General features: G+C 63.2%; 26 protein-coding genes, 2 tRNA genes and 2 pseudogenes. 11 read left to right on the top strand and 19 right to left on the bottom strand.

Going from position 1 to position 23,837, the window contains the following annotated elements:
* On the bottom strand, nucleotides 1–126 hold a 126-nt coding region (locus VN047_RS01555), incomplete at its 3' end, for an NAD-dependent epimerase/dehydratase family protein (RefSeq protein ID WP_325539329.1).
* Between the two features lie 202 nt (nucleotides 127–328).
* Here VN047_RS01555 and VN047_RS01550 point away from each other — a divergent pair.
* Both VN047_RS01550 and VN047_RS22690 read left to right on the top strand, forming a co-directional pair.
* Nucleotides 329–415 (top strand) — tRNA-Leu (locus VN047_RS01550).
* A 251-nt stretch (nucleotides 416–666) separates the two neighbouring features.
* Nucleotides 667–1,811 (top strand): annotated as a pseudogene (locus tag VN047_RS22690) (tyrosine-type recombinase/integrase).
* 175 nt (nucleotides 1,812–1,986) lie between these two features.
* On the opposite strand, the gene VN047_RS01530 reads toward VN047_RS22690, so the two are convergent.
* The 11 genes and pseudogenes from VN047_RS01530 to VN047_RS01480 form a co-directional block, all read right to left on the bottom strand.
* A tRNA-Thr gene (locus VN047_RS01530) sits at nucleotides 1,987–2,062 on the bottom strand.
* 275 nt (nucleotides 2,063–2,337) lie between these two features.
* On the bottom strand, nucleotides 2,338–2,625 hold the full coding sequence (locus VN047_RS01525; RefSeq protein ID WP_325539311.1) for a hypothetical protein: 288 nt from the start codon (nucleotides 2,623–2,625) through the stop codon (nucleotides 2,338–2,340).
* 510 nt (nucleotides 2,626–3,135) lie between these two features.
* Nucleotides 3,136–3,270 carry a hypothetical protein gene (locus VN047_RS01520; RefSeq protein WP_325539309.1) on the bottom strand — a complete coding sequence of 45 codons (135 nt, stop codon included), beginning with the start codon at nucleotides 3,268–3,270 and terminating at the stop codon, nucleotides 3,136–3,138.
* Between the two features lie 119 nt (nucleotides 3,271–3,389).
* Entirely contained in the window at nucleotides 3,390–3,605 is a 216-nt protein-coding gene (locus VN047_RS01515) for a hypothetical protein (RefSeq protein ID WP_325539307.1), read from the bottom strand.
* Between the two features lie 8 nt (nucleotides 3,606–3,613).
* Nucleotides 3,614–3,922: a hypothetical protein gene (locus tag VN047_RS01510; RefSeq protein ID WP_325539305.1), complete on the bottom strand. Its 309-nt coding sequence runs from the start codon at nucleotides 3,920–3,922 to the stop codon at nucleotides 3,614–3,616.
* A 209-nt stretch (nucleotides 3,923–4,131) separates the two neighbouring features.
* On the bottom strand, nucleotides 4,132–5,322 hold the full coding sequence (locus tag VN047_RS01505) for a serine hydrolase (protein ID WP_325539303.1): 1,191 nt from the start codon (nucleotides 5,320–5,322) through the stop codon (nucleotides 4,132–4,134).
* Nucleotides 5,323–5,326: 4 nt separating this feature from the next.
* Nucleotides 5,327–5,965, bottom strand: coding sequence for an FMN-binding negative transcriptional regulator (locus tag VN047_RS01500; RefSeq protein WP_325539301.1), 639 nt, complete (start codon nucleotides 5,963–5,965; stop codon nucleotides 5,327–5,329).
* A gap of 69 nt (nucleotides 5,966–6,034) precedes the next feature.
* Entirely contained in the window at nucleotides 6,035–6,271 is a 237-nt protein-coding gene (locus tag VN047_RS01495; protein WP_325539299.1) for a hypothetical protein, read from the bottom strand.
* Nucleotides 6,226–7,164, bottom strand: a complete 939-nt coding sequence (locus tag VN047_RS01490) for a TonB-dependent receptor (RefSeq protein ID WP_325539327.1) — start codon at nucleotides 7,162–7,164, stop codon at nucleotides 6,226–6,228. Before VN047_RS01490 ends, VN047_RS01495 begins: the two co-directional genes overlap by 46 nt.
* Before the next feature lie 623 nt (nucleotides 7,165–7,787).
* Nucleotides 7,788–8,252, bottom strand: a pseudogene (locus VN047_RS01485) (TonB-dependent receptor plug domain-containing protein); the annotation flags it as partial.
* A gap of 40 nt (nucleotides 8,253–8,292) precedes the next feature.
* On the bottom strand, nucleotides 8,293–9,444 hold the full coding sequence (locus VN047_RS01480) for an alpha/beta hydrolase (RefSeq protein WP_325539297.1): 1,152 nt from the start codon (nucleotides 9,442–9,444) through the stop codon (nucleotides 8,293–8,295).
* 76 nt (nucleotides 9,445–9,520) lie between these two features.
* On the opposite strand from VN047_RS01480, the gene VN047_RS01475 reads away from it, so the two are divergent.
* On the top strand, nucleotides 9,521–10,981 hold the full coding sequence (locus VN047_RS01475) for a PLP-dependent aminotransferase family protein (RefSeq protein WP_325539295.1): 1,461 nt from the start codon (nucleotides 9,521–9,523) through the stop codon (nucleotides 10,979–10,981).
* A gap of 167 nt (nucleotides 10,982–11,148) precedes the next feature.
* Here VN047_RS01475 and VN047_RS01470 read toward each other — a convergent pair whose 3' ends face one another.
* Complete coding sequence (locus VN047_RS01470; RefSeq protein ID WP_325539293.1) at nucleotides 11,149–11,628, bottom strand: GFA family protein; 480 nt, start codon at nucleotides 11,626–11,628, stop codon at nucleotides 11,149–11,151.
* A 141-nt stretch (nucleotides 11,629–11,769) separates the two neighbouring features.
* On the opposite strand from VN047_RS01470, the gene VN047_RS01465 reads away from it, so the two are divergent.
* Together VN047_RS01465 and VN047_RS01460 are read left to right on the top strand one after the other, a co-directional pair.
* Entirely contained in the window at nucleotides 11,770–12,570 is an 801-nt protein-coding gene (locus tag VN047_RS01465; protein ID WP_325539291.1) for a DUF1206 domain-containing protein, read from the top strand.
* Between the two features lie 61 nt (nucleotides 12,571–12,631).
* Nucleotides 12,632–12,889 (top strand): hypothetical protein, encoded by a 258-nt coding sequence (locus VN047_RS01460; protein WP_325539289.1) that lies wholly within the window; start codon nucleotides 12,632–12,634, stop codon nucleotides 12,887–12,889.
* Nucleotides 12,890–13,067: 178 nt separating this feature from the next.
* On the opposite strand, the gene VN047_RS01455 is transcribed toward VN047_RS01460, so the two are convergent.
* A complete protein-coding gene (locus VN047_RS01455) occupies nucleotides 13,068–13,325 on the bottom strand; it encodes a hypothetical protein (RefSeq protein ID WP_325539287.1) in 258 nt (85 codons plus the stop codon).
* Nucleotides 13,326–13,588: 263 nt separating this feature from the next.
* Here VN047_RS01455 and VN047_RS01450 point away from each other — a divergent pair, with 263 nt between their 5' ends.
* On the top strand, nucleotides 13,589–14,152 hold the full coding sequence (locus VN047_RS01450; RefSeq protein WP_325539285.1) for a type 1 glutamine amidotransferase domain-containing protein: 564 nt from the start codon (nucleotides 13,589–13,591) through the stop codon (nucleotides 14,150–14,152).
* A 32-nt stretch (nucleotides 14,153–14,184) separates the two neighbouring features.
* Here VN047_RS01450 and VN047_RS01445 read toward each other — a convergent pair whose 3' ends face one another.
* The 3 genes from VN047_RS01445 to VN047_RS01435 form a co-directional block, all read right to left on the bottom strand.
* On the bottom strand, nucleotides 14,185–14,430 hold the full coding sequence (locus VN047_RS01445; protein ID WP_325539325.1) for a DUF3253 domain-containing protein: 246 nt from the start codon (nucleotides 14,428–14,430) through the stop codon (nucleotides 14,185–14,187).
* Nucleotides 14,430–14,708 (bottom strand): UvrB/UvrC motif-containing protein, encoded by a 279-nt coding sequence (locus tag VN047_RS01440; RefSeq protein ID WP_325539283.1) that lies wholly within the window; start codon nucleotides 14,706–14,708, stop codon nucleotides 14,430–14,432. The genes VN047_RS01445 and VN047_RS01440 overlap by 1 nt, the downstream gene beginning before the upstream one ends.
* Before the next feature lie 101 nt (nucleotides 14,709–14,809).
* On the bottom strand, nucleotides 14,810–15,703 hold the full coding sequence (locus tag VN047_RS01435; protein WP_325539281.1) for a GNAT family N-acetyltransferase: 894 nt from the start codon (nucleotides 15,701–15,703) through the stop codon (nucleotides 14,810–14,812).
* A gap of 53 nt (nucleotides 15,704–15,756) precedes the next feature.
* On the opposite strand from VN047_RS01435, the gene VN047_RS01430 reads away from it, so the two are divergent.
* Nucleotides 15,757–16,014, top strand: a complete 258-nt coding sequence (locus VN047_RS01430) for a KTSC domain-containing protein (RefSeq protein ID WP_325539279.1) — start codon at nucleotides 15,757–15,759, stop codon at nucleotides 16,012–16,014.
* A gap of 33 nt (nucleotides 16,015–16,047) precedes the next feature.
* Here the strand turns inward: VN047_RS01430 and VN047_RS01425 are convergent, their stop codons facing one another.
* Nucleotides 16,048–16,932: a Ku protein gene (locus tag VN047_RS01425; RefSeq protein ID WP_325539277.1), complete on the bottom strand. Its 885-nt coding sequence runs from the start codon at nucleotides 16,930–16,932 to the stop codon at nucleotides 16,048–16,050.
* Nucleotides 16,933–17,078: 146 nt separating this feature from the next.
* Between VN047_RS01425 and VN047_RS01420 the strand changes: the two genes are divergently transcribed.
* The 4 genes from VN047_RS01420 (at nucleotide 17,079) to VN047_RS01405 (ending at nucleotide 21,133) form a co-directional block, all read left to right on the top strand.
* Entirely contained in the window at nucleotides 17,079–17,885 is an 807-nt protein-coding gene (locus tag VN047_RS01420) for an alpha/beta hydrolase (RefSeq protein WP_325539275.1), read from the top strand.
* Between the two features lie 80 nt (nucleotides 17,886–17,965).
* Nucleotides 17,966–18,544, top strand: a complete 579-nt coding sequence (locus tag VN047_RS01415; protein WP_325539273.1) for a DUF4142 domain-containing protein — start codon at nucleotides 17,966–17,968, stop codon at nucleotides 18,542–18,544.
* Nucleotides 18,545–18,818: 274 nt separating this feature from the next.
* Nucleotides 18,819–20,174, top strand: coding sequence for a glycine zipper 2TM domain-containing protein (locus VN047_RS01410; RefSeq protein WP_325539271.1), 1,356 nt, complete (start codon nucleotides 18,819–18,821; stop codon nucleotides 20,172–20,174).
* Between the two features lie 419 nt (nucleotides 20,175–20,593).
* Complete coding sequence (locus tag VN047_RS01405) at nucleotides 20,594–21,133, top strand: CC0125/CC1285 family lipoprotein (protein WP_325539269.1); 540 nt, start codon at nucleotides 20,594–20,596, stop codon at nucleotides 21,131–21,133.
* A 263-nt stretch (nucleotides 21,134–21,396) separates the two neighbouring features.
* Here VN047_RS01405 and glf read toward each other — a convergent pair whose 3' ends face one another.
* Nucleotides 21,397–23,601 carry a UDP-galactopyranose mutase gene (glf, locus tag VN047_RS01400; protein ID WP_325539267.1) on the bottom strand — a complete coding sequence of 735 codons (2,205 nt, stop codon included), beginning with the start codon at nucleotides 23,599–23,601 and terminating at the stop codon, nucleotides 21,397–21,399.
* Nucleotides 23,602–23,837: the final 236 nt, after the last annotated feature.

Genomic DNA, 23,837 nt, shown 5'->3' with positions numbered 1-23,837 from the left:
GGCGCGCGGGGTCCGCTGGGCGACGCGGACGCGCGCGCCGCGCGTCAGCAGTCGCTGCACGACATAACGGCCGAGGAAGCCGCCGCCGCCCAGCACCGTGATCAATTGCCCGTCGAATTTTTGCATTGCGTCCGCCTGTCGGTGATTCTTTACGCTGGCGCAGTGCGCGCCGCACGCGTTCCCCATGCCGCGAAGCAGGGAAGGGGGCAAGGGGCGAAGGCGACCGTTCCGCGGGAAAGCGACGAGTTTGCGATAAAATGTGCATTGACCCCCGCGCCGCGGTTGACAAGCTGACCGCCCCGCCGCTAAGCGCCCGCTCCTACCCCGTGCCCAGATGGCGGAATTGGTAGACGCACCAGCTTCAGGTGCTGGCGATCGCAAGGTCGTGGAGGTTCGAGTCCTCTTCTGGGCACCATTTTTCCTACTCATGACGCCCTAGAACCATCGGCAAAATGGCGGAAATCTGCCATTTTACCCTTGGTCTTGTCTATTGGTGTCCGAGGAAGTTCACTCGATCTCACTCGATCTCACTCGATCTCACTCGAAATGGGACCACCGAAATAGGCGATGGCCCCACGGCCACATGCCTCGGTGGCCCATCTCTCGCTGATGGTGTCGCGTCGATGATCCCGTGCCGGCCAAGGCCTGCTTGCAGGAGTTGAGTCGATGTCCCTTACCGATGTTCTGATCCGTTCGCTCAGGCCGGAGAGCCGGCCTTGCAAGCGCGCGGACGCTGGCGGCCTCTATCTGGAGGTGCGCCCGACAGGCGCGAAGCTCTGGCGCTTCAAATATCGGTATCTTGGAAAGGACAACCGCATCGCGTTGGGCGGCCTATCCCGAAGTGCGGCTGGCGGAGGCACGTCAATTGCGGGACGAAGCCAAGCGCAAGCTACGCGAGGGCATCGACCCCCTCGCCGAACGTAAGCGTAAAAAGCTGGTGGCGCAGTTCAATGCCGCGAATACCTTTGGCGACATCGCCAAGGATATATCGACAAGTCGATCGCCGAGGGACGAGCCGATGCGACGATCGTGAAAGCAAATTGGCTTCTCGATCAGCTCAAGCCGATTGCCGCAATACCTGTTGTAGACCTCAAGCCGGTCGATGTGCTGGCCGCGCTCAAGAGGATCGAGGCGCGAGGGAAATATGAAACGGCACGTCGTGCCCGTTCCTTCGCGAGCAGGGTGTTCCGCTACGCTGTCGCGACGGGGAGGGGCGAGAGCGATCCCACCGCCGTATTGCGGGGCGCGTTGATTACCCCGCGCTACCACGCAGCCCTCGTGGAACCGGACGAGGTCGGCGCACTTTTGCGGTCGATCGATGCGTATACCGGAAACGCGATCACGCGCTTGGCTGTCAGATCGCGCCCCATGTGATGGCCCGGTCCGGCGAGATGCGCAAAGCGATATGGTCTGAAATCGACCTTGAGAAGGCCGTCCGGAACGTCCCCGCAGACCGCATCAAGATGCGTCGCCCTCATGCCGTGCCGTTGTCGCGACAGGTGCTCGCGTATCTGAGGCAGCTCCACGCGCTTACGGGGCTCGAAGGTTTCGTTTTTCCTGCGTTTCACACATCCGCCGCCCGATGAGCGAGAACACGTTGAATCAGGCTTTCCGGCGGGATGGGTTACGCAGCCGGTGAAGTGACGGCTCATGGTCTTCGAACGACGGCTTCGTCGCTTTTGAATGAGAGCGGCAAATGGCACCCGGATGCCATCGAGCGCTCGCTTGCGCACGCAGATGCCAATGCAATCAGGGGGACCTATAATCGTGGTCGCTATTGGGACGAGCGTGTTGCCATGCACCAATGGTGAAGCGACTATCTCGACGCGCTGCGCAGCGGCGAGAAGGAAACGATCAACGCGCTGATGGCAGCCTGAACTATGCGCAGGCGAAAAGTGGAGCCGATTCCAATGCCCCCGATATCAGGCATGGCAATGGGGCCACCGAGAGGCGACCTCGTCTTAAGTCATTGAATTATGGGGTCGATGGTGCCGCTTACAGGACTCGAACCTGTGACCCCATCATTACGAATGATGTGCTCTACCAACTGAGCTAAAGCGGCAACGAGGGGCGCCTCTATCAGCGTGTTGGCGCGAAAACAAGCGTCGTGGCGCACTTTCCCTCGATGACCGCAACAGGCGGTTTGCGACCGCATTCTACGGCAATTCGATAGGGAGCAATGAGAGCGAGCGCCCCGGAATGCCCTGGAACGTCCGCTCTCTCGATTTCGTCACCAAAAGAGGACTGTCCCCAACCGGCCAGACCTACCTGAACGCCCGCATTTCGGCGGCGGACATCCCGAAACAGACAGTCCCGCTGAAATTCGGGGGCGGCCCTTCAGACAGTGCCCGCAGCGAGGCGTTCCATGAATGACGATATCTGCCTCACGCACGCAAGGCTGGCCTTGGGGTTCCTTTTGGCGGGACGTCCGTTCGGCATTCCGACCATGACGCCGCGGTGCGTCGACTGCTCGACATCGCAGAGCGAGACGCAGTTCAACCCGATAACAGGATCGGGCTTGTGGGCCAGAAACCGGCCCAATTGCCGTTCGGACGATATATAGTCCGTCATATCGGTAACGGAGCTGCCATCGATTTCCATGGTGCCGTCCTGATGGGCCGCCATCACCGGCTTGTGATTCTCGTCCGGGTCCCTGTCGTGAACGATCAGGTGCAGGATTCCGACGTAGGGGAAGCCCGCCTCCAGCAGGCCATTGGCCTGGGTGATCCCCAGCCGATCCGTGCTCTTGTTCCATCGAGGAGCCTTGAGCGACAGGCGCTTGATCTCGGGCCGAACCTAACAATATCTCGCTGACCAGCTCATGTTCGGTCATGTCGTAGAGCTGCTTGCCCGGCGTCCGCCTGAACCCGATTCCTCCTTCCGAAGTCTCGCTTTCAGCAAGGCACGCCGCTCGTTTTTCAGACCGGAACGGTCTTCCGATCGTGCTCGTCGAGCTCGATATCGGGTTGGTCGTCGCCTTGAAGCCGGTCGCTCCGATGATCATACTCGAATTGCTGTTAGCCGAGATCATGAGGCAAGCGGCCCGGCAGGTTGGTTGAGCGCGGTACGAGCGCTATCACGGCGTCACATTTGCACAGCCGCATCGGACGCGCGAGGCTCGCGCGGATTTCGTGGTCAGCCATTATCTTTCGGCTTGGCCGTCAACTTCACGGCGGAACCCTCCTTGGCTGCGAGGCCGGTCGGCGGTTTGGCCTTGGCGGCCTTGGGCTTGCGGATCTCGCGATTGCTGCGCTTTTGCGATTTGGCCATGATGGTTTCTCTTTTTTGCGGAAGGTTGCTGGACAGGAAGACGTGATGCGGCAGGTCGTGCTAAGGAAACGCTTTATGACGGCGACGAACGGCCGCCGCGTGAACAAGTGTTGGACGCGTCAATTTTCGTTCGCTGACGGACGATAGAAGCGGTGGCGCACGACGCTGCCTTCGATCAGGTAGCCGCGAAGCCGCAGTCGCATCTCCTCGGCGCCCGCACTCGATGTGCAAATGAGGCGCGTGCCGCCCGACTGAAGCGGCTCGATCGCACTGATGCTGACGCCTTGCGCCAGGCAGAGGCGCCTGACCTCCTCTTCGGGCAGAGATAGGTTCATGGCGCGGCTCATTTGGACCGCCGCGTGCTTTCCCACGCGCATATAGCGGCCGCCACGTGCTCATAACCTTCGGCACTGGCGGTCGCCAGCGCGATCGGGCGGCCTCCCAATTCCTCATTCTCGGCGTTGAGGAAGGCGATCGCGGCGTCGCGGCCGCCCATGAGCAGGTAAGCGAGTTGACTGATATCGCCTTGCCGCCGCGCATCCTCGAGTGCGAAGGGCACCCGTCTCTTGCGAAAAAGGCTGTTTGACCGCCCTTTGGTCGGCACTGGCTCGGCCGGGCCGAGAGCCTCGGCATTCTGGATGTTGGAAGTCATGACGCGGCTCCTTCGTAAGCGGGAGCGCAATGTCTCTCAGCCGCGACCGCCTACAATGTCCGGTGCCGCGATCTTGTGAATATGGGGGCGATGCCCGAAGATGTAAGATGTGATCGGTCCGCTGTCCGATTTTCTTCATCCGGTCGCAGAAGCGGTCTGGCTGCTATCGGCCAGACTGCGTGTTTCTCCAGCCTTTGCAACTGTGGCAATTACTCCGAAATTGGCGCGTCGAGACTTGTTTCGACACCTTTGATTAACGCGAGGCGTCGCGCCGAATAGGCGGGGCCGCTTGCATCGGGCCAGGCGGCTATTTGCGCCACGACGAGTTGCCGCGACGGGTCGACATAGACGGCCTGCCCGAAGATGCCGAGCGCCGCAAAGGCGCCCGGCGTCGGAATCCACCATTGATAGCCATAGGGTGTCTCGCCGGGTGCTGAACTTGAACGTGTCGCTTCGCCGATCCAGCCCGCCGGGAGCAGGGGCGCGTCGCCCGCCGCGCCGCCATCGAGCATGAACTGGCCAAGGCGGCCATAGTCGCGAAGCGTGAGGTTGAGGCAGCAGCCGCCGATCTCGATCCCGCCATCGGTGAGCCAACTCGCGTCGCTTTCGAAGCCATAGGACGCCCAGATCTTGCGCGAGAGATACTCGGCGAGCGGTTCGCCTACCGCGCGGCTGACGATGATACCGACCATATTGCTTTCGCCCGTGCTGTAGAGAAAGCGGCTGCCGGGCTCCGCGGCGCGCGCGCGGCCGGCCATCATCTTGACGAGCGACGCGCCCTTGTTCTCCGCCATCGATGTCGCGAGCTGGCCGACGTCCGAATCTGGGTCGGTATAATCCTCGTTCCATTGCGCGCCCGAGCGCATCGCGAGAACTTGCCGAAGGGTCACGCCGTCATAGGCGCTGCCCTTCAGTTCAGGGATGTAGGTCGTGACGAGGTCGTCGACGCTCTTGATCTTGCCATCCTGGATCGCCGCGCCCAGCAGGGTCGATGTCACGGACTTGGCGATCGAGAAAGAGATCCAGCGGTCCTCGGGCTTTTGGCCGAGACCATATTTCTCGAGCACGATCTGGCCCTTGCTGATCACAAGGACGCCGGCCACGCGCTCGCGCTCCACATAGTCGTCGATCGAGACCGATTTGCCCTCGTAATTGAGCACCGGCGTGATCTGCTGGTCGGCGCGCGGAAGCGGGCGGACTTTCGGGCCGCGCTTGACAACGCGCACCGGAAAGATGCGGTCGATGTTGCGAAATCCCGTAACCTGGGCGTTACCCTGCCAACGCAGCATGTCGGCCGCCTTCGGGAGCTCGGCTTCTTTCGCCGCGAGCGGGCCGGCAAGAGCAAGCGCGAGACCCAGCATGGCAAATTTCGAGGCTCTGATGATCGCCCGGTGTTTCATTGCATCACTCTCCATTGATAAGCGGCTGCCGGCCGCGCGCGCGATTCATCCATGTCACGAGCTGCGGATCTTCCAGGCCCCCGATGATCGTGTCGAAATCGCCGGCGCGCTCGTCCTGCCCAAGCTTGAACGTGGCGTTGCACGCCAGGATTTCCGCGCGGAAGGCGATGATGTGCGTCTTCATTACGTCGTAGCGCGCGCTGCCGACCTCGTCGACGGTCCAGCCGTCACCGCACATCGTCTCCATCTTGTCGGTAAGCCGGCGCAGCGCTGTGTCGTTGGCGTCGGGGTCGAAATCGATGTGGCAATCGAAACGCGCGACAGAATAATTCCAGGTCGGCGCCCAACTCCGGTTTGCGACATGCTTGGGCGATATATAGGCTTGCGGTCCCGAGAAGAGGATCAGCGCTCGCGGATCGGCGCGAAGCGCCGCGACCTGCCGGTTCGCGAGTGCAAAATGGCCCATGAGTGCGGTGAGGCGACCCTCGCTGTCATAGTCGCCCACGAGCGGGAGCGGCGTTGCGATCGATGTTTCACCGGCACGCGAGGTGACCCACGCGAGCGGGTTTGCTTCGATGAGATCGGCAATGGCAGGGTGCACCAGCGGGTGCCGGTCGTGATGGATGTTCAGCGGTATCGTCATGAGTTTCCGTCTTGGAAGAAAAGCAGCGCGGGCGGGTGCCTCCGGCCGCGCTGCATCCGAGAGGTTCGATCAGAAGCGAAACGTCGCTTCGACGCCGTAGGTACGCGGATCCCCGAGACCTTCGATCAAGGTGCCGAAGAAGTCGCGCTCATAGCCTTCGACATAGGTGTTGTTGAACAGGTTGCGCGCGAAGAGCGCGGCCTCCCAGCGGCCATTTTCGCTGCCCAATGCGATACGCGCATCGGCATAGCCGAAGCCCTTCACGCGGTCGTAGGGAATGGTAACGGGCCCGGCTGGCGAGCCCACCGTGGTCTGCCGAAGATTGTTGAGGCTCGAGAAATAGTTGCCGCATAGGTGTAGGTGAAGTTCGAACTGAGCCGCAGGCTGCTGCCGACCGCGGTCTCATATTCGATCGAGCCGCTGGCCTGCGCATCGGGCGCGTTGGGCAGTTTGCCGCTCACGATCGTCACCGGGTCGAGCGGCAGATTGTCGTAGTCGGCTTTCAGGAAGCCGATGCCGCCGGCAAGCGTCAGCCCGCGCGCCGGGCGCGCGGTCATTTCGAACTCGATACCCTTGGTCTTCACGGTCGCGGCATTGCCGATCACGATCGCGGTGCGGCCGCCGCCAAGATCGCGGAACTGGTTGATCTGGAAGTCCGAATAATTGGCGACGAACCCGGCCAGTGCGAAGGTCAGGCGGCCACCCTCGACCGACCCCTTGAGGCCAAGTTCGTAATTCTTCACTGTTTCCTTGTCGAACTCGATCCCGTTCGGGAAGCTCGCCGCGCTGACGAAGTCGAGATTATAGCCGCCGCTCTTGTAGCCCTCGGCATAGCGTGCGTAAGCCGAGATCTCCGAAGACAGCTTGTAGGTGAGTGTCACGCTCGGCGAGAAATCCTCATCCTTGCGCTTGTCGGCGAAGCTGCCTGTCGCGATGCCGAGAATGGGCAGCGTCGAGCCGTTGATCTCGAACGTCGCCTTCTTCGTCTCGCGTGACAGGCGGAAACCCGCGCCAAGCTCGAGGTTCGGCAGGATGTCGTAGGTCAAGTTCGCATAAAGCGCGATATTCTCGGTCAGAACGGTGCCCGCGGACGGCAGCACCGTGTTGTTCGGCGATCCGAAAAGCAGGAAGCCCTGCGTTCCCGTCCGTGCGAGACGGTCGGTCTTGGCATCGGTGCGGTAGTAATAGAGACCGGCCAGATATTCGAACGGCTGCCCGCCGGGCGAGACAAACTGCAGCTCTTCGATGAACGTTTGTAGCGGTCATGATAGTCGACGTAGAAAATGTCGAACGCCGAATAATCCGGGTCGAGCGCCGTGTGGAATTTGGTGTCGCGATACGAGGTCTGCGATTTCAGGGTGTGGCCGCTGTCGAGGCTGAGGACAGCGTCGAACGAGGTGCCCCAGAGCGTCCGGTCGTTCAACTGAATCTCACTTACCGAGATTTCACGGCGGCCGGGCGCAACCGTATCGATTGTCGTGCCGGTCGAATTGGTCAGCACATTGCCGATGCTGCCGTTCTCGCGGCCGATCAAGCCGTCGCCGCTGATGAGGAACTGCAGGTTCGGCGTCGCGTCGATGCGCAGTTGGCCGCGCCAGGTCCAGGTGTCGACCGTGTCGCCATAGCTGTCGTCAACGATGTTATGGATAAATCCGTCGCGCTTGTTGCGCGACCCCGACAGCTTCATCGCGATGCCTTCAGCGAGCGGGATGTTGACGCGCCCGGTGAGCGACCAGGCGTCGTAATTGCCATAGCGTATGTTGCCATAGGCCGAGAAATCGTCGCCCGGCTTGGCGGTGACGAGGTTGATCGCCCCCGCCACGGTGTTTTTGCCGAACAGCGCGCCCTGCGGCCCACGCAGGACTTCTACGCGCTCGATGTCGACGAGCGACTGGTTGATCGCAGGCGACTGGCCCAGATAGACGCCGTCGAGATAGACGCCGACGCGGCTGTCGAAACCGATGTTGCGGCTCGGTGCGCCGACACCGCGGATCACCACGGCGGAGCCGAGGCCGGTGCCTTCGGCGATCACGACGTTTGGCACATAGGAGCCCAGATCGCCGACGTCGCGGGCGCCGGTCGCGGTGATGCGATCCTCGCCGATCGCGGCGATCGAGACCGGCACGTCGATTAGCCGTTCTTCGCGGCGCTGCGCGGTGACGACGATGGCGCCGTCGTCTTCTTCAACGCCGGCCGCAGCGTCCTGCGCGAAAGCCGGCGCAGCGACGAGCACGGCGGCGAGCGTCAGGCATGCGCTGCCCGCGCGAATGCAATGGCGATTGGTCATGGATCCCCCTTGTTAGGCTTGTTGTGGTGTTGCGGTTTCGTCAGTCGGTGGTCTGGCGGGCGGCACGACTGCGGATCGCAACGCCGAAGATGCGCGCGGTATCGGTCGCGGCCCGGTCGGCGTCGGCGACAACACCCGAGGCCTGCAGGAAGCTGTGATTGAGTGACGCGAAGTTGAGGTAGATGACGCTGACGCCCTCGCTCTCGAGCCGGGTTGCGTATGCGCGGCCGGCATCGCGCAGGATGTCAAAGCCCGCGGTCGAAAGGATGGTCGCGGGCATTCCCCTCAGGGACTTCGCCTTGATCGGCGATATCTCCGGCTGAGCGATGTCGCGCGTGCCGAAGACGCGCGGGACTGCGTAATCGGCGTAGCCGACGTCCAGGCCATAGCCTTTCCCAAAGAGCGTCCACGACGGATAGTCGCGGCCCATGTCGACGGCGGGATAATAGAGGAGCTGGTAGAGCGGCGGCGTCTGCCCGGCGGCAAGGCGCCGGCCGGACACCGAAATCGCGAGGTTCCCGCCGGCGCTGTCGCCCCCGACCGCCATCATGGCCGGGTCGCCGCCGAAGCTCGCGGCATTGGCCGCGGCCCAGGCAAAGGCGTCCTCCGCATCGTCCCATGCGGCCGGGTAGGGATTTTCGGGGGCGAGCCGGTACTGGACCGAGACGACGATCGCTTTCGCCTCGTTTGCCATCAGCCGAACCGCCCGGTCCGAGCCCGCGATGCTGCCGGTCATCCAGCCGCCTCCGTGGAAATAGACGAGGACCGGAAGGGGGCCAGCGGCTCTAGCCGGTTTGTAGACCCGAACCGGGATGGATCCACCGCGTCCCTTGACCTCGCGGTCTAGCGTCTCGGCCATCGGGGCGGTGACGCGTGTGCGAAATGTCCATGAACGGTCGGCGCCTTCGCGAAGTGCGGCGCGGCCTTCAGGCGTTGCGCCGGGATCGACCGGCGGGCCCGAAGGCTTCGGCGCGGCGGCGTCGCGGGCGAGCATATATTGGATCTTGGGATCGAGCGTTTGACTGTCGACGACGACGCGCTTGCCACCGAGCTGCTCGATGAACCAACTCTCGGGCTGCGAGAGCAGTTCGACGAGCTTGGTTTCCGCAGGCGTCGGAGCTGGTTCGGCAGCTGCGATCGGCGCGGCGACCATCATGGCGGCGCCGAGGGTCCAGGTTACGAAACGACTCATATGATCCTCCCGAGATTGAAACTGGACCCCTCTTGGACTACAGGCGACCACCAATTCTGATTCAAATGGTAGTCCAATGTTCCGATCCTGGAAGCTCAGTCTCCCGGAATTTCCTTCCGACGGTCAGCAGTCGTTGCGGATGCAGATCGTCCACAGCATCATTCGCGACATTCAGCGCGGACGGCTTCCGGCCGGAGCGTTTCTGCCCAGCAGTCGCGAGCTTTCCGCATCGATCGGCATCAATCGCAAGACGATCGTGCTTGTCTATGAGGAGCTGAAGGCGCAGGGCTGGCTCGAGGCGACGAGCACGCGCGGGACCCGGGTCGCGGTCGCGTTGCCCGAGCAACTCCCCGACAAAATGATCGACCGGGCCGGTCCGGGCGACCGCCCCGATTTCGAGTTTTCCGGATCCAGCATCCGTTTATCGGTGACACCGCACCGTGACACCTTGACCCTTGACCTCGGGTCGCCCGATTGTCGGCTCTTTCCCGCCGATGTGCTCGGGCGCGCCTATCGCGACGCGGCCCTGCGGGCGAGCCGGTCGCGGCGCCTGAGCTACGGCGATCCGCGCGGATCGCTCATGCTGCGTGAAGCGATTGCCACTATGCTCGGCGCGCAGCGCGGCATGGTTGTGCGGCCCGAGCATGTCTGCATCACGCGCGGCAGCCAGATGGGGGTGACGCTTGTCGCGCGGGCCCTCGTCGAGCCGGGCGATACCGTCCTGATGGAGACGTTGACTTATACTCCGGCAGCGGCCGCCTTCGCCGACGCCGGTGCCCGCGTCATGACGGTCGGGCTTGATGCTCAAGGCATTGACGTCGAGGCCGTCGAGGCGCTGTGCAAGAGCGAGCAGGTGCGCGCGATCTTCGTTACGCCGCATCACCAGTTTCCGACCGCCGTGTCGCTCGCGCCCGAGCGGCGGCTCAAGCTTCTCGATCTCGCGCGCCATTTTGGTTTTGCGATCATCGAAGACGACTATGATCATGAATATCATTTTGAATCGCAGCCGCTACGGCCCCTGGCGAGCTATGCGCCGGCGGGGACGCTCTACATCGGCTCGCTCTCAAAGCTGACGCTGCCGAGTCTGCGCATCGGCTATGTCGTTGCTTCGACCAAGGTCGTCGACGCTATCGCAGGGCAGGTGATGAACCTCGACCGGCAGGGCAATGTGATATCGGAGGAAGCAGTCGCCAATCTCATCGCCTCGGGCGAACTGCGCCGGCATATCCGCAAGTCGCACGCCATTTATGCGCGGCGCCGGCTGGCCTTTGCCGGTGCACTCGGGCGGCATCTTTCGGACGTAGCCGATTTCAACATCCCGAGCGGCGGCTTGGCATTTTGGGTCCGATTCCGTGACGAGGCGCTCCTCGACAGGATCGACAAGCACGCTGAAACCGCGGCGTTGCGGTTCGCGCCCTCCACATCCTTTGGGGTACCGCCATTGCGTCAGCGCGGTCTTCGTCTGGGTTTTGCGAGCCTCGACGAGAGCGAAGCAGACAGGGCCCTCGGCTTATTGCGCGAAGTTGCCGTCAAATAACTGCGGCAAATTGAAAATCTATCTTTTGTATAAAATTGCAAGTGTCGCCCGATGTCACGGCTGAACCGGCTGACTCATGGCGTTCGCTGCGTTTCGATCTGATGTCGGCTTCCCCCATTTTTTCGCGGAAAGCTGCCTGGCTGCAAACGGCCAGCCCTCGTCGTAAGCTATCCGGCTTCGGTTTGCCCCTCCTTGAGGCCGCGCGTACTAGGCCGCAGCGCCTTGAAACGCGGCAGGAATGCGATCATCGGCATCCAGCTCGGCGCGTCAGCCGCATAGATGTGGAAGGCGGGGGCAACTTCCTCGGGATCGTCGAGAGTCCCGGCGGCGATGTCGACCTCGTCGGGCTGGTGGCGGACATGGATGGTAAGCGGCGAGCCGCACGCGCTGCAGAACGTCCGCGTTCCAAATTCCGTCGAGGCGAAACTGCCGACTTTCTCTTGGCCTGCGGTGATCTCGTACCGGTCGAGGTGCACCGTCGTGAACACCATGCCGCCCGAACCCGAGACATGTTGGCAGACGCGGCAGTGGCACCAGCCGCTGTCGTAAGGGGTCTCGTTAAGACGATAGCGCACTGCCCCGCACGCGCAGCCGCCTTCGAGCGCCGGGCGAACGGTTACAGCTTGCGCACCTTTGGTTTCCGTCATTATCTCTGTCTCTCCGCTGCCCGGCCCGACCGAATAATCCGCCGGGTTTCGCATCGTTCCGTTCAACGCTTGGAGCGGGTGCCGACCGGAACAAGCACCTCGCCGGGGCGTTCGCCTGATAACAACTCTCAGGGAGCAGGCATGATGAACAGACTTCGGCAGCTCGAAACCTTTGCACGGGTCGGTTGGTGCGCCCGCGGCGTCGTCTACTGCCTGCTGGCGGTGTTTGCGCTGACCGGTGCGGGCGCTTCGGACGCAAGCCCGCAAGGCGTCTTCCGCTCGGTACGGGACATGCCTGCAGGATCGATCTTGCTCCTGCTCCTTGGCGCCGGCCTCGCGCTCTACGGCGCATACCGGCTTTATGGCGCAGCCCTCGACAGCGAAGGCAAGGGGAGCGAGCCGAAAGGGCTCGCGATCCGCACAGGCTATGCCGCCAGCGGCATCGCGCATTTCCTGCTTGCCTGGGCGGCCGTACGGCTCGCGTCGGGAGAGACCGACGGCGGCAATGGCGAGCGTGAGAAGGAGGCTGCCGGCATGCTGCTCGACCTGCCGCTGGGCGCCACCCTGCTGGGTGTCATCGGAGTCGCCTTCATCGCCGCCGCGGCGCATCAGGCGATGAAGGCGTGGACCACCGAGTTTGTGCGCGATCTCGCACCTGGCGCTCCGGCGTGGGCCGTGCCCGTAGGACGGGCCGGACTCGCAGCGCGCGCGGTTGTGTTCGCGGTGATCGGCTTTTCGCTCGTCAAGGCGGGCTGGTTCGGCTCGGCGGGCGAAGTGAAAGGCTTGGGCGACGCGCTGTCGGCGCTGACCGAGAACAAAGGGCTCTATATCCTCGTTGCGGCGGGCCTGTTCATGTTCGGCGTCCACAGCTTGGTCGAGGCGCGCTGGCGCCGTATCCGCAACGAAGATGTGGTGCGCGGCCTTATGGGCGGATCGCGTTAGACGGACCGCACCAGTCGAAGAGCCGGCGAACAAGGAAGGCGGCAGCGGCGGGAGACGATATTTGAGTGAGGATTATGCGCACGGACAGCGCGATGGCGTGCGCCTGGCGCTCGCTGTTCTGGCAGCCGAGGAGGCGAAATGGGCGGCGCTGCTCGGCGAGAGCCGCTCATGGCGAACCAATGCGACGCGGGAAATTCGCCATAAGACCCTGCAAGTCGCACAGAAACGGGTGCAGACCTTGTTGGGGCGCCTCATGCCCAGCAAATGCGCATCGGCGGACCTTGAAGTTATCGCTGCGCTGGAGAAGGCCGGTCTTTAAGGCCGACAGCGCGGAATGCCCACAAGGTTAAGGGCGTCGCAGCGTGCCCGAAGCTGGGCTGTTTAAATGGGCTGCGGGAGGGGGAGTGCGTAGCGACCCGTGCATCGTTTCGCCGCAGCGTCACTGTCCGTATCATAACAAATCGAAGTTCGCGCCGGTCGTGCGGTGGGCGCCGCTGTCAGCATTCGTCCTCCCCTTCAAGCCGCTCGACCTCGGCTTCGGTAGCCTCCTCAAGCGCCGCGGAGATGAAATCCGAAAGGTCGCCCATGTCTTCCTCCATCTCGGCACGCGTGATCCCGTCCTCCTTCGCATCGTCGAGAAGGCGCTTCAGCGTCGCTTCTGTCTCGGGATGCGGGCCGTCGTCGGGCGCATAGAAGGTCGGCTGCACATTCTCCGCTACCCATTGGTTCGCGAAATCAATTCCAAGCTGGCTCACTCATCGTCTCCTTCCGACGCGCAACGAACGGGCGGGGCCACAGTTGCCACGAATAATGGCTTCGCACGGGGCACGATCATTTCGGCCGATCCAGTCGCAATTTACGGCAGGTATTGTCTCCAATGCCGAGCATCTCGGGGTGCAAGGCTGCCGCTGGCAGTCGCTTCGCTCCAATCGAATAATTATTGAGGCGCTCGGCGCTCGCGAAGGCAACATTCGCTACGAGGCGCGCATTGGTTGGATAGCAATAAGGAGCTTCCAATATGGCCAACACTTCCCCCCTCTCTTCGCGCCGCATTCTCATCATGGCTACCGACGGCTTCGAGCAATCCGAGCTTGAAGTGCCGCTCGAACGTCTTGGAGAGGCCGGCGCTGACGTTGACATCGCGTCGATCGAAATGGCCGAAATCACCGGCTGGGACAAAGATGATTGGGGCGACGACGTCGAAGTCCACCTCAAGATCGCCGACGTAAATGTGGATGATTATGATGCGCTGGTCCTGCCCGGCGGGCAGATCAACCCAGACCTGCTTCGTGTCGACAAGAAGGCGATTGCCCTGATCCAGGCATTTGCCGCGGCCGGAAAACCCGTAGCTGCGATCTGTCACGCGCCCTGGCTATTGATCGAGGCGGGCCTCGTGAAGGGCCGGCGCATGACGAGTTACAAGTCGATCCGCACCGATGTCGCAAACGCCGGGGCCGATGTTGTCGACGAGGCAGTCGTTATCGACGGTAACATCATCACGAGCCGGAGCCCCGACGATTTGGCGGCATTCTGCGATGCAATAATTGAGGCTCTCGCCGAGAATGCGGCCTTCGCGGAGTAGCTTCGGATTCCTGCACGGGTGCGTCGCTGTGCCTAGCGGCGGCGCAGGTCATTGATCCGATAAGGCCCGGTTCGCTGCTCAAGGCGGTGGCCCTTCCAGCTTAGCTGGACAATTCCTTGCTCAAGCAGGGTGTCAACTGCCGTGTGTACTATCGGCATCGATGTGCGCCAATCGTCATCCGTGGAAATCACGCGTGCTACTTCGCTCGGGCAGATTGAAGCATCCTCCGACCGATCGGCGAGCAGGGCTAGTGTCACGTTCCGAGCTGTTTCCGGCATCATTTTCGCCGTCTACTTCGACCACTTGTCATAGGATCGGGTTTGGGTGGCGGTCGCCAACCGGGAGGGGGCGTTACCTTTTGCTGGCTCGTCCCCAGACCCATCGCCCCGGGCTGCTGGCGTGTCAGTCCGGAGAAATTCGCCTCTTCGGCTGCAGCGGCCGACGCGCCGTCGCGCATCAGGCTGATCTTGTCGCGGCATCGCTTTGCTTCCTCGAAGTCCAAAGCTTCGGCGGCCGCCTCCATTTTCTTCTGCAGAGTCTGAAGCGTTTCGGTCATAAGGGCTCAACGCACGGCGAAGAGTTTCGGCAGCACGCGAGCTGCCATGAATGGAGCTGGGCGGCGGAACTGCCGAGCAAAATTCGCCGGCTTGACCGCGTTCAAGTGCCGAGCCTGCGCACGAAGCGGTAGCTTTTCTGTTCGAAGCCGAGCGAGCGGAAGAAATTATGGGCATTGGCGATCATGATGTCGCTCATCGCCTCGATCTCGCTGCATCCCGCCTGTTCGAGTGCGCGTTCGGCGGCGGCGAGCAGCGCCGATCCGGTGCCGGTGCGCCGGTGATCCTTGTCGACAAGGAGAAGCGTGATGCGGCCGAGCGCGCCATGCTGCAGCGTCGGGACGACGGTCCAACCGCAGCAGCCGACGACTTCGCCGCGCTCGGCGACGATGAAGCCTGCGCCGCGAGTTTTCTGGAGTTGCCCCAGATTGGCGGTAATGCGGGCAGCGGGCGTCTTCGGGCCAGCGAGCTGGCCGAGAAGAGCTGCAAGGGCGGGGGTATCGGAGGTTGCCGCAGGGCGGAGCTTGAGGGGCGGCAGCGGTTCGGGTTCGGCTTTCGGTACGAGCCGCAGCGCAGGTTTTGCCGGCGGCCGGGTCGGCTTCATCGGCGGCGAAGGATCGGCTTTGGCGCGCGGCTCGGCGCGCGCGGGCGGGGCGGCTCTCGCTTTCGCTTTTCGGCGGACCGGTCCGCCTTCGGCCTCCGTTTCGGCATCTTCGGCCGGGGCGGGCTTCTTCTTCGGCGGCGCGGCGTCGGGCGTGGTCTCGGCCGAGAGCTTCCAGGTGCTGAGTGCGCTGCCGCGCAGATAATCCTCGATCTCCTTCGCCGAGGCGGTCAGCCCGGCATCGCCCATCCCGAGAAGCGGCTTTCCAGCCGTGTCCGTGAGGCCATATTTGCCATAGTCGCCGACGCCCGGGGTGCGCTTGCGCGAACGTACGAGCTTGAGGCCGCGGTGCTCGGCCATGGCGCGCAACTGGTCGTCGCTCGTTGGGTTGGGCATGATGGTCAGAGCTTCGCGGTTGCGGCGCGTCGCCCGGAACGCCCAGGCGATCCATGCGCTTTGCTGTCATGCGCGCACATCGTTTCGCCGAAAGCTCGATGATCGACCGGATCGTCTATGACGACGCGGCGCGAACCTTGTGCGTCGCGTTCCGCGATACCGGCAAATATGTCTATGACGGCGTGCCCGCCGCGCTTTTCGATGCTTTTTGCATAGCCGGTTCTGCGGGAACCTTCTTCAACGAACGCATCAAGAATCGCTACCGATTCCGGCGCGATCCCGAGCGGCGCCGGTTCGGGCCGAACGCCTGATCCTGCTGCGGCGCTCGGCACCCGTGCCTCCGCTCAGGCGCGTTTACGCGCGGGCGCCTTTGCCGGCGCTTTCTTGGCCGGTGCCTTGGCGGCGGCCTTCTTCGCCGCCGGCTTGGCCTTCACGCCATCGCGTCCGCCGATCGACTTTTTGAGCGCCGCCATCAGGTCGACGACGTTCGAGCCGCGCGTTTCGGCGCTGCCTTCGCCGTCGCTTTCGATGTTGAGCGTCTTGCCCTTTTTCTTGCGATCGATGAGTTCGCGCAGCGCCTCGACATAGCGGTCGTGAAAGTCGGTCGCATCGAACTTGCCTGTCTTCTTGTCGATCAGCGTCGTCGCGAGGTCGAGGAGCTCCTCGTCGGGGTCGCCTTCGCCGATATCGCGGAAATAGCTCGCCGCCTTGTTGACCTCGTCGGCGTAGCGCAGCGTCTCCATCACGAGCCCGCGTCCGCAGGCCTTGACACTGACGACATATTCGCGCCCGCGCATCGCAAGCTGGCCGAGCCCGACCTTGTGGCTTCGGCGCAGCGCCTCGCGCAGCACGATGAAGGCTTCCTCGGCGAGATCGTCGGCGGGCACCACATAATAGGGCTTCTCGAAATAGATTTCGTCGATGTCCCGCGCCTCGACGAACTGGGTCAGCTCGAGCGTCTTCTTGCTCTCGAGCTTGACGCCCTCGATTTCCTCCTCGTCGAGCAGAACATATTCGCCCTTGGCGTATTCGAAGCCCTTGACGATATCGTCGACGTCGACGGGCCCGATGCCGGGCACGACCTTTTCATATTTGATCCGTTTGCCCGACGGCTCGTGAATCTGGTTGAAGGCGATCGTCGCGCCGCTTTTCGTCGCCGAATATATTTCGACCGGGATCGACACGAGCGCGAGCCGGATCTGGCCTTTCCAATAGGGGCGTGCAGCCATGATCATTTCCTTTGTGTAAGACTCCCTCAATTCGCGATCCGGGCGGACGTTCCGCCGGACTCGTCTGGACACCGCCGCCGGGCAGTAAAGAGATTGATCTCGATCAACTTCGGCAACGAAGCGTGTCCCTCGCGGCTTGCCCGCGCATGACCATATCAAAACAGAGCGCTGCGAGCGCCGCCCGTCCCGCTCCTCCCTCCGCATGGCTCGCCGCCGCCGAACTGCCGCGCGCCGTCTCCGAAATGACGCTTCTCGCCGCGAGCGTCGCCGGCCTCCTGCATTCGGCGCCGCGCGGCGACGGGCATCCCGTGCTTGTCCTCCCCGGCCTTCTCGCTGGCGATCGGTCGACCGCTGCGCTTCGCGGCATTCTCGGCAAGCTTGGCTATGACGCCCGCCCCTGGGGTCTCGGGCGCAACCGCGGCCCGCATGCCATCGGCACGCACGGCGAGCTTCTCGAGGCGCGCGTCGAGGCCCTTTTCGAGGAAGCCGGCAAGAAGGTGAGCCTCGTCGGCTGGAGCCTCGGCGGAGTGTTCGCGCGCCTGCTCGCCCGTCGCTTGCCGGGCCGCATCCGCCAGGTGATTACATTGGGTTCGCCCTTCATGGACAGTGGCGACGCCACCAATGCGGGCAAGATCTTTGAAATCGCGAGCGGTACGAAGCGAAACGACAGCGCCAATCGCGCGCTGCTCGCCGAGCTGTCCGGACCCTCGCGCGTCCCCTCCTCGGCGATCTACAGCCGGTCCGATGGCATCTGTGCGTGGCAGATTTGCCGTGAGGATGCGGCGGAGCGGCGCGAGAGCATCGAGGTCTATGGCAGCCATTGCGGCCTCGGGGTAAACCCCAGTGTCATCTATGCGGTCGCGGACCGGCTCGCGCAGGCCGAAGACGCATGGGCGCCCTTCGAACCGCGAGGCCTCACGTCATGGGCGTTCCCCACGGCGGTCAACGCCTGAACGCCGGCCGCCGCCGGAACTTCGCCGTCCAGCCGGTGTTGCAGAAAAGCGGAGGAAGAACCCTCGTGATGGAGATATTTATGAAAAGCCCTTATATTCTGACGCTCGCTCTCGTGCTGGCGGCATGCAGCGGGGCCGACGACAAGGCCCCTGCCGAAAATGCGACCGTAGCCGATGCAACGGTGCCCGAGACGGATGTGCCGCCGCTGACCGAGGCCCCGACGACTCCCGTCGATGCCGCAGGCTATATCGCCAAGGCCGGCGCCGGGGACATGTGGGAGATCGAATCCTCGAAAGCCTTGCTCGCCAAGTCGACCAACGCCGAGGTCAAGGCCTTTGCACAGATGATGATCGACCATCACAGCAAGTCGACCGCCAAGGTCAAGGCGGCGGCAGCCGAAGCAAAAGTCACGGTAACTCCGCCAAAGCTCGACGCCGGGCAGCAGAAAATGCTCGACGATATCAAGGCCGCCGATGCTGCGGGCATCGACGCCATCTATCTCGCCAATCAGAAATCGGCGCATGATGCCGCGCTCGCGTTCCATCAGGCCTATGCGACGAACGGCGATACCGAGAGCCTGAAGAAGGCAGCCGGCGAAATCGTCCCGGTCGTCGAAGCGCATCGCACCGAGCTTGCAAAACTGACGGCCAACGGCTGATTTCCCGCGCTTCGCCGCGCCGGATGAAGTCCGGCAACCGGCGGTGTGTTTGGCTCATGTCCGCGATGGCCCAAGCGCCATATTGCAGCAAGAAAGGTCCGCTTCGGCGGGCCTTTTTCGTTCATGTCCAGAGGAGCTATGTGCTTGTGCACACGACACATATTACCGAATAGGACAAGAAGAAAATAAAATAGTTTCAAATATTTGGAACAATGACCTGAGTTGATGGTTGAATTTGTGAGAACGGCTACCGCCAGTTCTAGGAGCGTTCCCTATGCGTAACTATATGTTCGCGGCGAGTATTGCCGCAATCGCCCTTGTGCCGTCCGCCGTTTCGGCGCGCACCCAGTCGCAGACGACTTGCGAGCAGCAGCGCTCGACGCGTGTCGTCGCGACCGTCGGCGGCGCCGCAGCCGGCGGCGTGCTCGGCAATGTCGTCGCCGGAAAGGGCGACAAGCGTCTCGGGACTGTAATCGGCGCCGTGGGCGGCGCGATCGTCGCCAACCAGGTTGCGAAGCCCGGCCGCGATTGCCGCGACGCCTACGGCTATTATGATCAGGAAGGCCGCTGGCACGCCTCGGGGATCGGTTCGAACGAAGCGCGCGGCTATTATGATCGCGAAGGCAGCTGGGTCGAAGGCCCGCCCAACGGCCGTTATGGTAACGACGGACGCTGGGTCACCTACAGCGGATCGAACCGCGGTGAGGGCGATTATCGTTCTGGCGGCGAATGGGTGCCCGCATCTGCGAATGGCTATTTCGACCGCAACGACAAATGGGTCGCAGGCTCGAAGAACGGACGCTACGACAATCGCGGGCGCTGGGTCGCCGGCACCGACACGGGTTCGAGCAGCCGCCGCGCCGATGCCTATGGCTATTATGACGAGCAGGGGCTGTGGCACGCGAGCACCGCCGCGAAGGGCCGTGCGACCGGCTATTACGACCGCAACAACAATTGGGTGACGGGCGCGCCGAACGGCCGTTACGACGAGCGTGGCACGTGGGTCGCACAGCAGGGCGACGCGTCGGCAAGCGGCAGTTATGACCGCGAGGGCCGCTGGGTCCCCGCATCTTCCAACGGCTATTATGATAATGATGGCCAGTGGACTGCCGGCGCGGCGAGTGGCTATTATGACCGCCGCGGTCGCTGGGTCGCCGGCGCCACGGTCGGCCATTACGACACCAACGGGCGCTGGATAGCGGGAGCCGCGAACGGCCGCCGCGATGCGAAGGGCAATTGGGTCGCCGACCCGCAGCCCGGATATTATGATAACGGCCGCTGGATTGCCGGCGCTGCGACCGGCTATTACGATGGCCGCGGCCGCTGGATCGCCACCGGCCAGAATAATGCCGGCATGGGCGGTGCTTCGGGCATCGGTGGCGGCTATGGCACGGGCCGCTCGATCGTGACGCAGCTTTCGGACCTCGACCAATATGTCCGCACGGCCCGGTCGGATCGCCGGCTCGATGCGCGTACCGCGGCGAGCGTCGAGCGCGATTTGATGGCCATCCGCAGCGACGAGAAAAAGATGCGCCACGACCGCATGGGCAATTTGTCGGCGCGTGACGAAACCGCGCTTCAGGCGCGGGTCGATCGCGTCAATCTTCGCCTGCGCATCAGCCCCAACTGATCGGCGGGATCCCCGCGAGGATGCCCTAGCCGACGTCCTCGCGCAGTCCTCCCACCGTGTCCCGCCATCCCGGTCCCTGACCGCGGTGGCGGGATTTTTCTTGCTCGGGGAAGTCCAGGACTTGCACGACTCTCTCACTTGGCCCGGCCCATGCTGCCGAGCCGATCGTCTTGAGTGCCTTTGCAACGGTCGACCGCGGGCCGGCGCGGTCGGCGAAATGCATGGCAATGCATTCCTGCGGAGGCATGAACGGCGCATCCGGCCAGCGCCGAACAATCCGCATAACCTGGATCAACTTGTGCAGAACGGACCGGAACCCCGCTACATCCGGCCTGTTGGATAAAGACAGGAGCAGCTCGGTTCACCCGAACCGCGGGCCGATGAACTGGAGACGAGCTATGACAAGTCAACGGATATGGATGGCAGCGCTTATGGCCGGCTGCGTTGCCCTTGGCGGATGTACACAGCCGACACCCTATCAGCCGATACGCAGCGCATCGAGTTCGCAAGGCGGCTATTCGAACGAGCAGATCGAGGCCAATCGCTTCCGCGTGAGCTTCGTCGGCAATAGCATGACGTCGCGCGAAACCGTCGAGACCTATCTTCTCTACAGGGCCGCCGAACTGACCCGCGAGCAGGGCTATGACTGGTTCGAGGCGGTGTATCGCGACACGGAGAACCGAGGCCGGGTGGTCGTCGATCGCCCCTTCGCCTCGGGTCCCTACGGCTGGTGGGGTCCGTCCTGGCGTTACTACGGCCGCTTCGGCGCCCGCTCGTGGAGCCCTTGGAACGGCGGGCGCTTCTTCGGCGATGACTTCGATGTTCGCACGATCGACCGCTATGACGCGAGCGCAGAAATCGTCATGCAGCGCGGTCAGAAACCGGCGGGCAATGCACGCGCCTTCGACGCAGCGGATCTGCTTCGGACGCTCGGACCCCGCATCCGCACGCCCGAATAGACCTGCGCGCTTCTCTAGGTCCGAGCGCATGCCGAGCCAGTGAACAGGCTGCACGGCATGCGGTGCGGCCATGGTGGAAATTGGGCATAAGGAATCCGTCGCCGCACTACGCGTGGGTCTGCGATCGTCGGGTCTATATTCCAGCTGACATGCTGACCCGTCCGAAATAACCAGCGGATTCAAACGAGCGGCAAGCGTGGAAGCGCCCGGACCGCCGGCCTGATTGGCGAGCGGTCCGGAGGTATGGCGTTGGTGCCACCGGATTATTCGGCGGCGACCGCTTCGGGTGCTTCGGCGTCCTGCAGCGCGAGCTGCGCCACATGCTTGCGATAGGTGGCGAGCGCCTGGCCCACGACCTGGTCCATATTATAATAGCGGTATGTCGCGAGACGGCCGACGAAGAGCACGTCGGGCGTGCTCATCGCCAGCGCCTCGTAGCGCTTGAACAGCGCCTCATTCTCGGGGCGCGGAATCGGATAATAGGGATCGCCGTCGGCGCAGGGATATTCGTGCGTGATGCTGGTACGCGGCGACCGCTGGCCGGTGAGATGCTTATATTCGGTCACGCGCGTGAAGGGCACGTCTTCCGAAGGATAATTGACCACGGCTACCGGCTGGAGCCATTCCTGCTCGAGGCTCTGGTGCTGGAAGTTCAGCGAGCGGTACGGGAGCTTGCCGTAACGATGGCCGAAATATTCATCGATCGGCCCCGTAAAGACGAGCCGGTCATAGTCGGTCCGCGCGCGCACCTCTTCGAACGAGACCCCGAGCTCGATGTCGATCAGCGGGTGGTCGAGCATCTTGGCGAACATCGCGGTATAGCCCTCGGCGGGCATCGCCTGGAAACTGTCGGTGAAATAGCGGTCGTCGGTGTTGGTGCGCGTCGGCACGCGCGAGGTCACCGACTTGTCTAGCTCGGACGGATCCATGCCCCATTGCTTGCGCGTGTAGCCGCGGAAGAATGTCTCGTAGAGCTTGCGGCCGATCTTCGAGATCACGACGTCGGCCGAGGTCACCACCGGTTTGACGGGCTCGGCGCGGCTCGCGAGGAAAGCCTCGGCCTCGTCGTCGTTCTCGAGTGCGAGACCGTAGAGCGCGTTCAGCGTCGTGCGGTTGATCGGCATCGGAACGCGAAGGCCGTCGATATCGGCGAGCACGCGGTGCTCATAGGGGCGCCAGCCGGTGAACTTCGACAGATAGTCGACGATCGCGTCGCTGTTGGTGTGGAAAATATGCGGGCCGTAGCGGTGGACGAGAATGCCCGCCTCGTCGAGATGATCGAAGGCGTTGCCGCCGATATGCTCGCGCCGGTCGATGACGAGAACGCGCTTGCCGTTCTCGCTGGCGAGGCGCTCGGCCATCACGGCACCGGCAAACCCCGCGCCGACGACGAGATAGTCGTAGTGGTCACGCGATGCCGAAAATGCCGGGGCGATCACTGCGTCGATCTTTGCGCTCATCGCGTCGGCAACCGCCTGCCAGCTCTGGCCGTCCAGTTCGTCATCGGCTTCGCGCCGCCATCCTGCATCCGCCGGCTCGAGCGCAAGGCTGAGTGCGCGCTCGCAGGCCTCGACGAACTCGACGGGGCTCGCAGCGATCTCTACGCCTTCGAGTTCGCCATAATGGCGGATGACGTCGCGGATCGGCGTCGAGACGACCGGCAGGCCGGCGGCGAGATATTCGGGGGTCTTGGTCGGCGAGATGAACTGCGTCGAGGCGTTGATCGCAAAGGGCATCAGCGCAACGTCCCAGCCGCCCGCATAGCGCGGCAGGTCGGCATAATCCTTGCCGCCGAGATAGGCGATGTTCGGGCGCTGCGGCAGCTCGGCGGGGTCGATCTTGACCACCGGTCCGACAAACACGAGCGTCCACTCGGGGCGCGCATCGGCGAGCGCGGCGATGAGGTCGAGGTCCATGCGCTCGTCGATGACGCCATAATAGCCGAGACGCGGGCGGGGGAGGCTTGCCTGGTCCTTGGGATCCTCGGCTGCGTCGCGCGCCTGCGCGAAATGGCGCTGGTCAACGCTTGAGGGAAAGGGATGGACCGAGTCATGCAAGGAGCGCTTCGCTTCGTAGAGACTGTAGCCGCCGGTGAAAACATGATCGGCGAGGCCGAGAAGCTCTTCCTCGAGCGTCGCCAGTTCGGGCGGTGCGAAACGGAAGTTCGCAAGCTCGTCCATGCAGTCATAGATGGTGCATGCAGCATCGAGGTGCCGCGAGAAGGGCAACATCATCGGGGTGTAATACCAAGCGATGAGCGGCTGGGTCGCGCCCGACGCATAGGCGTCGAGCAAGAGGCGCAGTTCCCGGTTTGCAGCATCGCCGGGCAGACCTTCGGGAAGGTGCGGAACGATGACCGTGACATTGTCGGCGGGGCAGTAGGTCTCGATCCGCGGCGTCGATCCGGCCGGCTCCCATTTGGGTTCTTCCCAGAAGGCGACGGAATGGCGCTGGGCAAGAAGCGACATGATTTGCTGCGGACGCTGGAACACAAAGTCCCACCGCAGATGTGAAAAACACATCAACGTCATAGGGTTGAGCTTTCTGAGAGAGTTACGAACGATATGAACCCAACGCCGCGACGCGCGCCGAAGGTCCATCGAAATCCCCGAAACTAACCCACGTTACGACGATTCCGTTCGCGGCGTGCGTCGATCGATCGAGGCGCGCGTTAAGGTTGAAGCCGCCGATCCCCGGCGCCGAC

Origin of the sequence: Sphingopyxis sp., from assembly GCF_035565275.1 — a bacterium.
Taxonomy (GTDB): Bacteria; Pseudomonadota; Alphaproteobacteria; order Sphingomonadales; family Sphingomonadaceae; genus Sphingopyxis.
This window is presented reverse-complemented; position numbering and strand designations above follow the sequence as displayed.